Annotated in this window: 16 protein-coding genes; 8 read left to right on the top strand and 8 right to left on the bottom strand. The window is 69.6% G+C overall.

Annotation, left to right across the window (positions count from 1 at the left end; translation table 11 throughout):
- Window positions 1-80: 80 nt before the first annotated feature.
- A complete protein-coding gene (locus tag AMYAL_RS48515) occupies window positions 81-248 on the bottom strand; it encodes a DUF3117 domain-containing protein (protein ID WP_005155393.1) in 168 nt (55 codons plus the stop codon).
- 196 nt (window positions 249-444) lie between these two features.
- Between AMYAL_RS48515 and AMYAL_RS0123265 the strand changes: the two genes are divergently transcribed.
- The 3 genes from AMYAL_RS0123265 to AMYAL_RS49300 all read left to right on the top strand — a co-directional run bounded on the left by AMYAL_RS0123265 (window position 445) and on the right by AMYAL_RS49300 (window position 2,035).
- A complete protein-coding gene (locus tag AMYAL_RS0123265; RefSeq protein WP_020633668.1) occupies window positions 445-1,239 on the top strand; it encodes an enoyl-CoA hydratase-related protein in 795 nt (264 codons plus the stop codon).
- A 148-nt stretch (window positions 1,240-1,387) separates the two neighbouring features.
- Window positions 1,388-1,738, top strand: coding sequence for a hypothetical protein (locus tag AMYAL_RS0123260; protein ID WP_020633667.1), 351 nt, complete (start codon window positions 1,388-1,390; stop codon window positions 1,736-1,738).
- A 36-nt stretch (window positions 1,739-1,774) separates the two neighbouring features.
- Entirely contained in the window at window positions 1,775-2,035 is a 261-nt protein-coding gene (locus tag AMYAL_RS49300; protein WP_157358210.1) for a hypothetical protein, read from the top strand.
- Window positions 2,036-2,135: 100 nt separating this feature from the next.
- Here the strand turns inward: AMYAL_RS49300 and AMYAL_RS0123255 are convergent, their stop codons facing one another.
- From AMYAL_RS0123255 to AMYAL_RS0123230, 6 genes are read right to left on the bottom strand one after another with little or no spacing between them, the layout of a single operon-like run.
- A complete protein-coding gene (locus AMYAL_RS0123255; RefSeq protein ID WP_020633666.1) occupies window positions 2,136-2,708 on the bottom strand; it encodes a DNA-3-methyladenine glycosylase I in 573 nt (190 codons plus the stop codon).
- Entirely contained in the window at window positions 2,701-3,150 is a 450-nt protein-coding gene (locus AMYAL_RS0123250) for an SRPBCC family protein (RefSeq protein WP_020633665.1), read from the bottom strand. The genes AMYAL_RS0123255 and AMYAL_RS0123250 overlap by 8 nt, the downstream gene beginning before the upstream one ends.
- Window positions 3,147-3,449 (bottom strand): DivIVA domain-containing protein, encoded by a 303-nt coding sequence (locus AMYAL_RS0123245; RefSeq protein WP_020633664.1) that lies wholly within the window; start codon window positions 3,447-3,449, stop codon window positions 3,147-3,149. The genes AMYAL_RS0123250 and AMYAL_RS0123245 overlap by 4 nt, the downstream gene beginning before the upstream one ends.
- On the bottom strand, window positions 3,446-4,117 hold the full coding sequence (locus AMYAL_RS0123240) for a permease prefix domain 1-containing protein (protein ID WP_020633663.1): 672 nt from the start codon (window positions 4,115-4,117) through the stop codon (window positions 3,446-3,448). Before AMYAL_RS0123240 ends, AMYAL_RS0123245 begins: the two co-directional genes overlap by 4 nt.
- Complete coding sequence (locus AMYAL_RS0123235; protein ID WP_020633662.1) at window positions 4,114-4,770, bottom strand: permease prefix domain 1-containing protein; 657 nt, start codon at window positions 4,768-4,770, stop codon at window positions 4,114-4,116. Before AMYAL_RS0123235 ends, AMYAL_RS0123240 begins: the two co-directional genes overlap by 4 nt.
- Window positions 4,767-5,093 carry a helix-turn-helix transcriptional regulator gene (locus tag AMYAL_RS0123230; protein ID WP_005155407.1) on the bottom strand — a complete coding sequence of 109 codons (327 nt, stop codon included), beginning with the start codon at window positions 5,091-5,093 and terminating at the stop codon, window positions 4,767-4,769. The genes AMYAL_RS0123235 and AMYAL_RS0123230 overlap by 4 nt, the downstream gene beginning before the upstream one ends.
- A gap of 140 nt (window positions 5,094-5,233) precedes the next feature.
- Here AMYAL_RS0123230 and AMYAL_RS0123225 point away from each other — a divergent pair, with 140 nt between their 5' ends.
- Genes AMYAL_RS0123225 through cydC form a run of 4 tightly spaced genes read left to right on the top strand, consistent with a single transcriptional unit; the run spans window position 5,234 to window position 10,527 of the window.
- On the top strand, window positions 5,234-6,412 hold the full coding sequence (locus AMYAL_RS0123225) for a cytochrome ubiquinol oxidase subunit I (RefSeq protein ID WP_020633661.1): 1,179 nt from the start codon (window positions 5,234-5,236) through the stop codon (window positions 6,410-6,412).
- 3 nt (window positions 6,413-6,415) lie between these two features.
- The gene (locus AMYAL_RS0123220; RefSeq protein WP_020633660.1) at window positions 6,416-7,408 is read left to right on the top strand and encodes a cytochrome d ubiquinol oxidase subunit II; all 993 of its coding nucleotides are present in this window, start codon (window positions 6,416-6,418) and stop codon (window positions 7,406-7,408) included.
- A gap of 9 nt (window positions 7,409-7,417) precedes the next feature.
- A complete protein-coding gene (gene cydD / locus AMYAL_RS0123215) occupies window positions 7,418-8,977 on the top strand; it encodes a thiol reductant ABC exporter subunit CydD (protein ID WP_026467369.1) in 1,560 nt (519 codons plus the stop codon).
- Between the two features lie 11 nt (window positions 8,978-8,988).
- Entirely contained in the window at window positions 8,989-10,527 is a 1,539-nt protein-coding gene (gene cydC / locus AMYAL_RS0123210) for a thiol reductant ABC exporter subunit CydC (protein ID WP_245192998.1), read from the top strand.
- Here cydC and AMYAL_RS0123205 read toward each other — a convergent pair.
- A complete protein-coding gene (locus AMYAL_RS0123205) occupies window positions 10,513-11,418 on the bottom strand; it encodes a glucosyl-3-phosphoglycerate synthase (RefSeq protein WP_020633657.1) in 906 nt (301 codons plus the stop codon). The genes cydC and AMYAL_RS0123205 overlap by 15 nt on opposite strands.
- A gap of 51 nt (window positions 11,419-11,469) precedes the next feature.
- Here AMYAL_RS0123205 and AMYAL_RS0123200 point away from each other — a divergent pair, with 51 nt between their 5' ends.
- Complete coding sequence (locus tag AMYAL_RS0123200) at window positions 11,470-12,144, top strand: lysophospholipid acyltransferase family protein (RefSeq protein ID WP_020633656.1); 675 nt, start codon at window positions 11,470-11,472, stop codon at window positions 12,142-12,144.
- Window positions 12,145-12,190: the final 46 nt, after the last annotated feature.

Below are 12,190 nucleotides of genomic sequence, written 5' to 3'. Positions count from 1 at the left end.
CTCCGGGCGCAGATGAACCGCGACCCCGGCCTCCGAGGGGAGACCGGGGTGCGGGTGGTTGAACGTTGGTGCGGTCCGGCTCAGCCGGTGACCTCCTGCAAGGCCGCGCCGAGATCCTTCGCTTCTTCCGCGGAGAGTTCGACGACGAGACGCCCACCACCTTCCAGTGGTACGCGCATCACGAGGCCCCGCCCCTCCTTAGTCACTTCGAGGGGACCATCTCCGGTCCGGGGCTTCATGGCCGCCATAGCGTGCTCCCTCCGTCTCAACCGGCGCGCCCGGGTCGCGCTCGTCAAAGCCAGCCGGGTCTACTGTCCATTGTCCCTCATCAGCGGCCGAGCGCGAACGCGGACCGATCTTTTGCCGCCGTATCGGTGCTGGTATGCGGCTCGCGAGGCTGAAAGACTCAGTATCGGACCGCAGTTTCGCCGACTAGGAGATCCCGTGACCACATCCGACGTTCTGCTGACCGCCGACGCCGATGGCGTGCGCACCTTCACGCTGAACCGGCCGCAGGCGTACAACTCGCTGACCGTCGAACTCAAGGAACTGCTGCTGGCGGGCCTGACCGAGGCCGCGGCCGACGACAGTGTCCGCGCGGTCGTCCTGACCGGTTCCGGCAAGGCGTTCTGCGCCGGGCAGGACCTGAAGGAGCACGTCGGACTGCTTCAAGCGGGTGACCCGGCTCCGCTACACACGGTCAAGGAGCACTACAACCCGATCGTCAAGACCATCGTCGGGATGCCGAAGCCCGTCATCGCCGCGGTGAACGGCCCCGCGGCCGGCGCGGGTGCCGCCTTCGCCTACGCGAGCGACCTCCGGATCGCGGCGACGTCGGCGAACTTCCTGATGGCGTTCGCGAACGTCGGCCTCGGCCCGGACTCGGGCGCGTCGTGGACGCTGCAGCGGCTGATCGGTCTCGGCCGCGCGGCCGAACTGATGCTGCTGGCGCGCACGGTCGACTCCGCCGAGGCGCTGACGCTCGGTCTGGTCGGCGAGGTCGTGCCGGACGAGGAGCTGGCGGCCCGCGCGCAGAAAGTCGCCGCGAAGCTCGCGGCCGGCCCGACGGTCGCGTACGCGAAGATCAAGAACGTCCTGTCCGTCGCCGCCGAGTCCTCGCTTGAAGAAGCGCTCGACGCGGAGGACGCCGCGCAGTCCGCGCTGGGCGCGACCGCCGACCACAGCGAAGCGGTCGAAGCGTTCGTGGGCAAGCGCAAGCCGACCTTCCAGGGCAAATAGCCGAACCAGGACATCGACGAAGGCCGCCTCCAGCCCGCGACGGGCAGGAGGCGGCCTTCGTCGTCGCTGTCCCAGGTTTCCCCCAGTTTTTCCGAAGACCCCGGCGGCATGGTGAAACACACGACAAACCACGAACAAAGGGGAGGACATGAACAAAGTACGTTCCGCGGTGTCGATTCTCGCGATCTCGGCCGCGGCGTTGGCCGTCACGGCAGGCGGCGCCGGTGCGGCCGATGCCGGGGCCCGGTCGAGACCGTGCACCGTGGCCGGAGCTTTCTGCGCGACCTTCGACGGTACTTCGCGCACCGTGACGCTGCTCTGTGGCTGGGCGAGCCCCTTGCCGGCGCACGGGGGCGGCTATTGGAACAACCGTCTGCCCGGCAACGGCGTGGTCCGGATGGCGAAGGGCACCCAGGTCATCTACAACACGCCTCCCAATTACGGTCCCGTCCGAGGCAACTGGGCAGGGATCACCACCGTCCGCGCGGACTGCGGCTGAGCAAGCCGCGATACGTTTTCCGAAGGAGGGGAATCCATGTCAAGTCGTAGTCGTAAGTTCCTGGTGACCGGCGCGTTGGCCGCCCTGTTCCTGGTCGGGTCAGCGGCCGTGTCTACGGCGGCTCCCGGAGCGCACCACGCTGTGGGCACGTCGTACGGGGAAACCGGCCGCGATTACACGCGCGCCAACGTCATATCGACCATGGCTGCCGGGGAACGGCAAGCCGTCGAGGGGAAACCCGCGCCTCGGCCGGGAGCGGCGCAAGAGGCACTCGGATCGCCGGGACGATGGGCCTGACCGACCCGGTGAACGTCCGTTCGACCGCGGTTTCCTGAGCCGGGGGTGGGGGCAGTGGCCTGGCGCAGCCGCGCCAGGCCACTGGACGTGTCCCGAAGGATCACCCCACGGCCCGGAAGCAGTCCTTCACGTGGTCGTCGACCATCCCGGTCGCCTGCATCAGCGCGTAACACGTCGTCGGCCCCAGGAACACGAAGCCGCGCTTCTTGAGTTCCTTCGCCATCGCCTTCGACTCGTCGGTGATCGCCGGGACGTCCGCCATCCTGCGCGGCCGCTTCTGCGAGGAAGGCGCGAACGACCACAGCAGGTCGTCCAGCGAACCGTCCAGCTCCGAGATCACCCGCGCGTTGTTGATCGCCGCGAGGATCTTCGCCCGGTTCCGCACGATCGACGCGTCCTGCATCAGCCGTTCGACGTCGTCGTCGGTGAAGACGGCGACCTTCTTGGGCTTGAACTTCTTGAACGCCTTCCGGAACGACTCCCGTTTCCGCAGGATCGTGATCCACGAGAGCCCGGACTGGAACGACTCCAGGCACAGGCGCTCGTACAGTTCTTCGTCGCCGTGGAGCGGGACGCCCCATTCGGTGTCGTGGTACTCGACGTAGTCCGGGGCCGAGTTGCCCCACGAGCACCGCTTGATCCCGTCCGCGCCCAGCAGACCCGCCTCAGCCAACCCGGTACCCCTCCGCGTACTTCACGAATTTCTGCAGGCACAGCCGCAGTCCCAGTTCGAACCCCGGTTTCGCGACCGGCCAGCCGAGCCGTCCGACGACGCCGAACGGCGGCCGCAGATGCTCCGCCCAGACGAACGTCGACGAATGCGGCCCCTTCTCGATCACCTGGAACACCCCGGTGCCCTGCACGATCTTGCCGAGATGCGTCACGACGCAGCGCAGCGGTGGCTCCCAGGTGGTGATCTCCATGGTGTCGGTGAACCCGATCCCGGCGACACCGGTGAAGGCCGACAGCTTCGAACCCACGCTGCGCCCGTTGCCCTCGACGACCTTGACCTCGGTGCCGAGCATCCATTCACCCTGGCGTTCCCAGTCGGTCAGGGCGAGCCACGCCGTCCCGGCCGGTACCGCGACGTCGACGGAGACGACGACATCGGTCACCTGGCACTCTCGCGCTCGGCCTCCAGCTCGGCCACCTTGGCCCGCAGGTCCTCGATCTCGACCCCGAGCCGCCGCATCACCCAGTCCACTTCGGACATCTTGTAGCCGCGCAGCACCATCTGGTACCGGACGGCGTGGACGTCTTCGGCGGTGATGTCCTCGGCGGGCAGCCTGGTCGGCGAACTGCCGGGTGGCAGCGGGGCCAGTTCCTCACCCCGGCCGAACACCACGGCGGCCAGCAGAAACACCACCGCGGCCACCAGCAGCATGACTACGAGATAGATCAGGGCGGTCGTCACGCCACGATCGTGGCACACGAACGCCACGATCGTCGCGCCAGCAACGCGAGTCGCACGCTCAGCACCACCCAGAGGACCATCAGGATCCCGCACGGCACCGACAGGAACAGCCGCGAGGCGTCGATCAGGCCGGTGGCGATCACCAGCAGCGCCACCGAAAGCAGGTTCAGCCCGACGGCCTCGCCGATCAGCACGCCGGCGGTCTTGACCAGCTTGGCGCCGTCCATCCGCCGGGAGAGCCGGCGCATGCAGACGAGGGCGATCACCCCCAGCACCGGCACGATGAACACCGAACCGTGGGTGAATTGGGCGACGTAGCGGTACCAGTCCGGGGTCGGCGCGAGCTGCGACCAGTCACCGAAGGTCCACTTGCGCGCGAACTCCCAGGCGAGCTGCATCATCGGCACGCCGAGGATCAGTTTCCAGAGGGTGCGGGTCCCGCTGTGCATCCCCAGTTCGGCCTGATAGTCGCGGGCGATCAGGTGCACCGGCCCGAAGTCTTCGACGGCGCGCCGCTGGGCGTCGTGTTCGCTCCAGCCGCCGTCGCGGTAGGCGTCGGCGGCGTCGTTGAGCCCGTCGCGCGCCTCGCGCAGCAGATCCCGCTTCGCCGTCACGGGGCCGTCCAGCCGCGTGCGCAGCTCACCGAGATAAGCCTCGATCACCGTCATGCCGTGCTTCTCCGACTTCGTGCGGCGACCGTGAGCCGCGTACTGAACAGGATCCACGTTCCGGACAGGGCCGCGCACGGCATGCTGACGATCAGGCGGGCGGGCTCCAGCAGCCCGGTCGCGCCGCCGTACGTCGCGACCGCGAGCAGGTTCAGCCCCAGCGCCCCGGCCAGGGACCACGAGACCACGCGAGCGACGGGCAGGCCGTCCGGCCGCCGCGAGAGCACCCGTGCCGCGACCAGCCCGGCGATCGCGACCAGCGGGGACAGCGCGGCCAGGGTGTCGGCCGTGCCGATCGCGCGGTGGTACCAGGACGGTGGCTGCCCGAGCCTCGACCAGTCGCCGGAGCTGAGCACCCGCGCGAGATCCCAGGCGAGGATCAGCAGCGGGACCCCGACGATCAGCTCCCACAGGACGCGGATGTCGTGCCGCAGTCCCAGTTCCGCCTGGTAGTCACGGGCGATCAGGTCGGTGGGACCGAAGTCCGCGACGGCGCGGCGTTCGGCTTCCGCGTCGTCGACACCGCCCGCGCGATAGGCGTCGGCCGCGTCGATCAGACCGTCCCTGGCTTCGGTGAGCAGATCGGCCTTCGCCCCCGGCGACCCGCTCAACCGTCTGTCCAGATCGCCGATGCAGTCCTCGATCGCGTTCATGCCGTGCTCCCCCCGAGGACACCGCCGATCACGGTGGTGAACTCCTGCCACTCGGCCCGCTCCGCCGCCAGTGCCTTCTGCCCGGAGCGGGTGAGCTTGTACGTACGACGTTTGCGGCCGGAGACGACGTCCCATTCGCTGGCGAGGAATCCGGCGCGCTCCAACCGGCGAAGCGCCGGGTAGACGGTGCCCGTCGGCAGGTCGAGCGCACCGTCACTGCGGAGCTGGAGCGCCTCGATGATGGCGTACCCGTGCAGCTTCCGGCCGTCGAGGACGGCGAGAAGCAGCGCGTCGAGGTGCCCGCGCAGGCTGTCGGCCTTCATAGATAGACAGTCTACACATCGCCGAACCACAGGGTAGTCAGGTCTTTCCACTGGCCACCTCAGGGAATTACCCCGAGATCGCCCCGATTTCATAGATTTTGTGCCTACATGTAGCCAGGCTACGTATACAGTGCATCGGCATGGACGCACTCCCGATCGCGAGACTCCAGTTCGCGACGACGACCTCGTTCCACTTTCTGTTCGTGCTGCTCACACTGGGGCTCGTGACACTCGTCGCGGTGATGCAGACACGCTCCGCGTTCGGCGGCAAGCCGGAACTGACGCGGATGACGCGCTTCTGGGGCAAGCTTTACGTGATCAATTACGCGCTGGGAATCGCCACGGGGATCGTGATGGAATTCCAGTTCGGACTGACCTGGACCGGCCTGTCCGCCGTCGCGGGCGATGTCTTCGGCGCGCCGCTGGCCATCGAGACGCTGGTGGCGTTCTTCGCCGAGTCGACCTTCCTGGGGTTGTGGATCTTCGGCTTCGGCAGGCTGAACAAATGGGTTCACCTGGCGCTGATCTGGCTGGTCACGCTGACCGCGTACGCCTCGGCGCTGTTCATCATGGTGGCCAACTCGTTCCTGCAGAACCCGGTCGGCACCCATGCCGAAAACGGCGTGCTGAAGCTCGACGACTTCGGCGCGCTGTTCACCAACCCGGCGCTGACGATGTCACTGCCGCATGTGCTGAGCGCGGCGCTCATGACCGGCGGCTTCTTCGTGGCCGGTGTCAGCGCGTACCACTTCATCAAGCGCACCAAGGAGATCGAGTTCTTCCGGCGTTCGATGCGGATCGGCGTGCTCGCCTCGCTGGTGGGCAGCACGATGGTGATCGGCTTCGGCTTCGCCCAGTTCGGCCCGCTCGGGGAGTACCACCCCGGCAAGCTCGAAACACCGGAACCGCTGGTCGGCGCCCCGCTGGGGCTCATGATCCAGATCGGGTTCGTCGCCTTCCTCGCCTCGATCCTCGGCACGCTGCTGCTGTTCCGGAACTGGATCACCAAGGCACGGCCGCTGCTGTACGTGATGGTGCCGGCCATCCCGCTGCCGTTCTTCGCCGCGATCTCCGGCTGGCTGGTGCGGGAGATCGGCCGTCAGCCCTGGCTGATCCGCGGGCAGCTGAGGACCGCCGACGCCGTCGCGTCGATCCCGGCGGGGCAGATCCTGTTCTCCTTCATCGCGTTCACAGTGCTGTTCGCGGCGCTCGCGATCGCCGACTGGGTGCTGATGTCACGGGTCGCCAAACGCGGCCCGGAACCCGAAGAAGAGGCGATCGCGCCTCGCGCCGAACTTCCCGTCCTGAGCGGAGTCTGACCGATGGTGATCCTCTGGTGGTGTGTGCTCGGTTTCCTGATCTCCGGCTATTTCGCGCTGGCGGGCTACGACTACGGCGTCGGGATGCTGCTCGGCAGGCTCAGCCGTGACGAGACCGGACGACGGCGCGTGCTCGGCGCCTTCGGCCCGTTCTTCCTGGCCAACGAGGTCTGGCTGGTGGCGGCGGTCGGCGTCCTGTTCGGCGCTTTCCCGCATCTGGAAGGAAAAGTGTTCTCGGGGGCGTACCTCCCGGTCGTCGCCCTGCTGCTCGGGCTGGTCACGTTCACCGCGGCGGTGCAGCTGCGCAGCAGGCGGCCGGACGCGGGCCGCGGCGCCTGGACGCTGGCGATCAGCGCCGGCGCCTGGGTGACGGCGGTGTCCTGGGGCGTGTTCCTCGGCAACCTCGTCCTCGGCCTCCCGCTCGACGCCGAGGGGCATCCGGCAGGCGGTGTCCTCGCCGTGTTCCACCCGTACGCGCTGCTGTGGGGCGCCGGGTTCGTCGCGCTGTTCGCCTTGCAGGGAGCGGCTTTCCTCGCCGTGCGGGCACCCGCCGAATTCACCGCCCGTGCGAACCGGATCGCCAAGGCCCTGCTCGCGCCCACGTTCGCGTTCCTGGTCGTGGCCGTCGCCTGGGGCTTCTTCGAGACCACCGCGTCGTGGTCCGTGCTGCCCGCGATCGTGCTGGCGTTCGGCGCGCTGGGTGCCGCGTCCACGGCCTTGCGCGCCGGACGGCACAAGGCGGCGCTGATCGCCACGATGGTCCTGTCCGCGTCGCCAGCGCTGGCCGTCGGGACCATGCGCCTTCCGGACGCGCTTTCGTCCTCTGTGGACGGTGGATACTCGCTGAGCCTGACGGAAGCGGCCACCAGCACCGACATGCTCGGCCTGCTCACTTTCGTCCTGCCTCCCGCGCTGGTGGCGATCGCCGCCGTGCAGTGGGTGACGTGGCGCAGGCACGAGAGCCGGGTCGACCAGCGTTCGCTGCTGCACTTCTAGGAGCCTGAGATGCCTCCCCTTCCCGGACTGCGGCGTCATTTCGGTGTGCTGGGCGTCCTCGGAACACTGACCGCCGCGGCGATCCTCGTCCAGGCGGACGGTCTCGCGACGCTGCTCACCGGCGGCGGCGTGACCTGGACCCTCGCGGCCGCGATCGCCGCGCGGGTGTTGCTGGCGGGTGTCCAGGGTTCCCTCGGCGGCCGGTTCGCGGCGACGGTCAAGGCCACCCTGCGCAAACGGCTTCTCGGCGCGGAAGCGGAGAATCCCGGCGAGGCCGCGACCTTGGTGACCAAGGGAATCGACGCAGGTGACGCCTACCTGACCGGCTATCTGCCGACGGTGGTGCTGTCGGCGATCGTGCCGGTCGCGGTGGTCGTCCGGCTGTTCGCGGCGGATCTGTCGTCGGCGCTGATCATCACCGCGACGCTGCCGCTGATCCCGGTGTTCGCGATCCTGGTCGGGCAGCACACCAAAGCGAAGACCGCCAAACAGTGGCAGCTGCTTTCCAAGCTGGGCGGGCATTTCCTCGACGTCGTGCGCGGGCTCGGCACGCTCAAGGTGTTCGGCCGCGCCGAGGCGCAGGCCAAGACGGTGCGGGCGATGGCGGACGCGCATACGGACGCGACGATGCGCACGCTGCGGGTCGCGTTCCTGTCCGCGCTGGTACTGGAACTGGTGGCGACGCTTTCGGTGGCGCTCGTGGCGGTGCCGATCGGGTTCCGCCTGCTGGAAGGCGGGATGGTCGTGCACACCGCGGTCCTGGTGCTGCTGCTCGCGCCCGAGGCGTACCTGCCGTTGCGGGCGGCCGGGGCGAAGTTCCACGCCAGCGCGGAAGGGCTCGCCACGCTGAGGGAAGCGCTGGCCGTCCGTTCGGAAGAGGCCGTCCGGGGTTCGCGGGTGGCTCGCCGTGGCGCACCTCGGATCGTGCTGGAGAAGGTGAGTGTCGCGTACGGCGAAGAGCTCGTGCTGTCCGAAGTGGACATGACGGTCGAGGCGGGTGAGCACGTCGCGCTCGTCGGGCCCAGCGGTTCCGGGAAGAGCACGCTGCTGGCGGTCCTGCTGGGTTTCGTCACGCCGACGTCGGGCCGGGTCCTCGTCGACGGCGCCGACCTGCGCGAACTGGATCCGGCCGCGTGGCGGGCGGGAACGGCGTGGGTGCCGCAACGGCCGACGTTGTTCACCGGGACCGTCGAGGAGAACATCGCCACGGGCGGCGTGCCGGACGTCCAGGCGGCGGCCCGCGCGGCGGCGTTCGACGAGGTCGTACGCGGGCTGCCCGACGGCTACCGGACGCGCATCGGGGAGCTGGGCGCGCCGCTTTCCGCCGGACAGCGGCAACGACTCGGCCTCGCCAGGGCGCTGGCCCGCACGGAGGCGGGGCTGGCGCTGCTCGACGAACCGACCGCGCGGCTCGACGCGGGGACCGAAGCGGCCGCGCTCGGCGCGACCCGCGAACTGCTCACCGGCCGGACCGCGGTGCTCGTGGCCCACCGGCCCGCGATGGCCGCGCTGGCCACCCGCGTCCTCGAAGTCCGTGATGGCGCCGTACGAGAACGGGAACTGGTGTGAACGTCTGGGGTGTGTCCACAAAGGATGCTGTCCGGCTGGTCCGGGCCGGACTGATCGCGGCGGGCGCGGAACTGGCCGGGCTGGCGCTGATGGCCACCGCCGCGTGGCTGCTGCTGAAAGCGGCCGAGCAGCCGCCACTGGCGTCGCTCACGGTGGCGATCGTCGCCGTCCGGACGCTGGCGTTGCTGCGCGGCGGGCTGCGTTACGCGGAACGGCTCGCCGGGCACGAGGTCGTCCTGCGTTATCTCGGTGCCTTGCGGACCCGCGCGTACACGTCGTTGCTGCCACACCGGACCTCCCGGCATTCCGGCGGCGACCTCGTCACGCGCCTGGTGTCCGATGTGGACGCCGTGCAGGACGCGATCCTGCGCTGCCTGCTGCCCGCCGGTGTCGCCGCTTTCGTGGGCGCGGTGTCGACCGCGATCGCGCTCGTCTTCAGTCCGGTGGCCGGACTCGTCTTGGCGCTCGGGCTCGCGGTCGCGGGGATCGGGTTGCCGTGGCTGTGCGTGCGGATCACGCGCGACGCGGCTGAGAAGAGCGCTCCGGCACGGGCCGACCTCGCCGAACGGTCGGTCGAGCTGATCACCGGACGCCGCGAGCTGATCGCCTACGGCGTCCACGAGTCCACTGTGGACGCGGCGCACACCGCCGTCGACGCGCTCGCCGTCCGGGACCGGGCGACGGCGAACCGGACCAGCCTGCTGACCGCGGCCGGGATGCTCGTCCAGCTGCTGACCTGCGTCACGATCGCGCTGACCGCCGGGGTATCGCCGCCACTGACGGCGGCACTGGCGCTGGGTGCGCTGGCCGTGTTCGAACTGGTCCTCCCGCTGACCGCGGCCGCGCAGCGCTGGGTCGAGGTCCGGGCATCGGCGGAGCGGGTGCGCGCGCTGCTGACCGAGCCGTCACCCGCGCGGGGCAGCGCGATTCCCGAGCCGGGGCATCTGCGGCTGGAACGGGTCGGCGTTCACTTCGAAGGCCGGGCTCCGGCGCTGGACGGCGTCGACCTCGACCTGCCGCCGGGCAAGCGCGTCGGGATCCTGGGGCCGAGCGGAGCCGGAAAGACGACGCTGCTGAACGTCCTGCTCGGTTCCGTGGCGCCGACGTCCGGCCGGGTTGTGCTCAACGGCCGCGCGCTCGACGAGTACGACCCGGCGCTGCTGCCGTCGGTGGTCTCCGGCGCGCTCGCGGACGCGCACGTCTTCCACACGACGGTCCGGGAGAACCTGCTGCTCGCGAAGCCTGGCGCTTCGGACGCCGAGCTGCTCGCGGCGTGCGAAACGGCCGGGTTCGACCTGCCGCTGGACCGTGAAGCCGGTTCTGACGGCGACGCGCTGTCGGGCGGGCAGCGTCAGCGGCTCATCCTCGCGAGAGCAGTGCTCTCGGCGCCGCCGATCCTGGTGCTGGACGAGCCCGTCGAAGGACTGGACCCGGAACACGGCGACGCCGTCCTGGCAGACGTCCTCGCGGCCACGCGCGGCACCGTCGTCCTCGTGACGCACCGCGAATCGCAGGTGGCAGGGTTCGACGAGGTGCTACGACTGGGTTAAGCCACGCACTTCCCGCATCGGCGGCCGGTCGCTGACCGACACCTCGGCCACCTCCGGCAGCCATTCGTCACCCACCTGCGCGAACTGGGTGAGCTGGGCCGGGTCGTCCGACTTGATGCCGCAGCGCGCGAGCGCCGTCCCGAGGATCTGCCGCGCCATGACGCCCAGCTGAAGCAGCGAGCGGTTGCGATGTTTGCGTACGCCGAGGTTGACCTGTGCGAGCCCTTCGAGGCCGTAGCGCGCTTCGGCGTCGAGGATGAGTCCGATCTCGACGCCGTACCCGGCCGCGAAGGGCACTGACTCGAGGAACTCGCGCGTTGCCGCGTACTCGCCACCCAGAGGCTGGATGAGACCCGAAAGCGACGGGCGCAGCGCCGAGAGGACCGGCCGCGCCAGCAGTTCGGTGACCCGGCCGCCGCCGCTGCTCTCCAGCCGCAGCGGCCGCCGGTAGAAGCCCTTGACCAGGTGGACGCCGTCCTCGCAGAGCAGCGGTCCGAGCAGCGTCGGCACGAACGCCGGGTCCGGGTCGACGAGGTCGGAGTCGAGGAACACGACGACGTCACCCGTCGTCGCGGCGAGCGAGCGCCACAGGACCTCGCCCTTGCCCGGCACTGGCGGCAGCTCGGGGAGCACGTCCTCGCGGTGCACCACGCGCGCGCCTGCCTTCGCCGCGAGCTCGGCGGTGGCGTCGGTGGAGCCGGAGTCCATCACGATCAGCTCGTCGACGATCGTGCCCAGCAACGGGCGGACGGTGCCGACGACAGCGGCGACGGTGTCCTCTTCGTCGAGTGCCGGTAGCACGACCGAAACCGTCCGGTCACCCTTCGCAGCGACGATGTCGTCGAGCGTCCAACCGGGGTTCTGCCACGTACGCCGCTCGAACCAACTCATGAGTAGTGATCGTGCCATGCTGGAGTCCGACACCTTGTCGATGGAGGAACCTTGCTACCGCTGCTCGTCCGATTCGTCCTGGGTCCGCTGGTCAGGGCGCTGTACCGCCCCGATATCCGCGGCGTGGAGAACATCCCGGCCACCGGGCCGGTGCTGCTCGCGCCCAACCACCGGGCGGCACTGGACACCGGCGTGATCACTTTCACGGCGATGCGGCCGGTCAAGTTCCTCGGCAAGGCGGAGTACTTCACCGGCCGCGGGCTCAAGGGCAAAATGATGGCCGGTTTCCTCGGCGGCCTCGGCTACGTCCCGGTCGAACGCGGCAACGCGCAGGCCGGCCTCGCCGCGCTGGAAGCGGCGCGGAAGGTGCTCGACGCGGGCGGCGCGTTCGCGATCTACCCCGAAGGCACCCGCTCGCTGGACGGGCGGCTGCACCGCGGCCACACCGGCGTCGCGGCACTGGCGCTGGCGACCGGCGCGAAGGTCGTCCCCGTCGCGCTTTCCGGCACCGAGAACCTGCAGCCCGCCGGGAAGCGGATCCCGCGGCGGGCGAAGATCACCGTCACCTACGGCGAGCCGCTGGACTTCTCGCGCTACGAGGGTCAGGACTCGTCGCCGGCGATCCGGCGCTCGGTGACCGACGAGATCATGTACGCGATCCTGGAGCTTTCGGGCCAGGAGTACGTCGACTCTTACCACAAACGCCCTGATCAGAGCGCCGCCTGACGCCCTCCCGGTACCGGGGCGATAGCAAAGGTCCCTTGCTATCGCG

Source organism: Amycolatopsis alba DSM 44262 (assembly GCF_000384215.1).
Lineage (GTDB): Bacteria > Actinomycetota > Actinomycetes > Mycobacteriales > Pseudonocardiaceae > Amycolatopsis > Amycolatopsis alba.
This window is presented reverse-complemented; position numbering and strand designations above follow the sequence as displayed.

Excerpts from the sequence above, each read along its gene's own strand:
- cydD (WP_026467369.1), top strand. The coding sequence starts at position 7,418 with ATGCCTCCCCTTCCCGGACTGCGGCGTCATTTCGGTGTGCTGGGCGTC.
- AMYAL_RS0123220 (WP_020633660.1), top strand. The coding sequence starts at position 6,416 with ATGGTGATCCTCTGGTGGTGTGTGCTCGGTTTCCTGATCTCCGGCTAT.
- AMYAL_RS0123205 (WP_020633657.1), bottom strand. The coding sequence starts at position 11,418 with ATGAGTTGGTTCGAGCGGCGTACGTGGCAGAACCCCGGTTGGACGCTC.
- AMYAL_RS0123235 (WP_020633662.1), bottom strand. The coding sequence starts at position 4,770 with ATGAACGCGATCGAGGACTGCATCGGCGATCTGGACAGACGGTTGAGC.
- AMYAL_RS0123260 (WP_020633667.1), top strand. The coding sequence starts at position 1,388 with ATGAACAAAGTACGTTCCGCGGTGTCGATTCTCGCGATCTCGGCCGCG.
- AMYAL_RS0123240 (WP_020633663.1), bottom strand. The coding sequence starts at position 4,117 with ATGACGGTGATCGAGGCTTATCTCGGTGAGCTGCGCACGCGGCTGGAC.
- AMYAL_RS0123225 (WP_020633661.1), top strand. The coding sequence starts at position 5,234 with ATGGACGCACTCCCGATCGCGAGACTCCAGTTCGCGACGACGACCTCG.
- AMYAL_RS49300 (WP_157358210.1), top strand. The coding sequence starts at position 1,775 with ATGTCAAGTCGTAGTCGTAAGTTCCTGGTGACCGGCGCGTTGGCCGCC.
- AMYAL_RS0123230 (WP_005155407.1), bottom strand. The coding sequence starts at position 5,093 with ATGAAGGCCGACAGCCTGCGCGGGCACCTCGACGCGCTGCTTCTCGCC.
- AMYAL_RS48515 (WP_005155393.1), bottom strand. The coding sequence starts at position 248 with ATGGCGGCCATGAAGCCCCGGACCGGAGATGGTCCCCTCGAAGTGACT.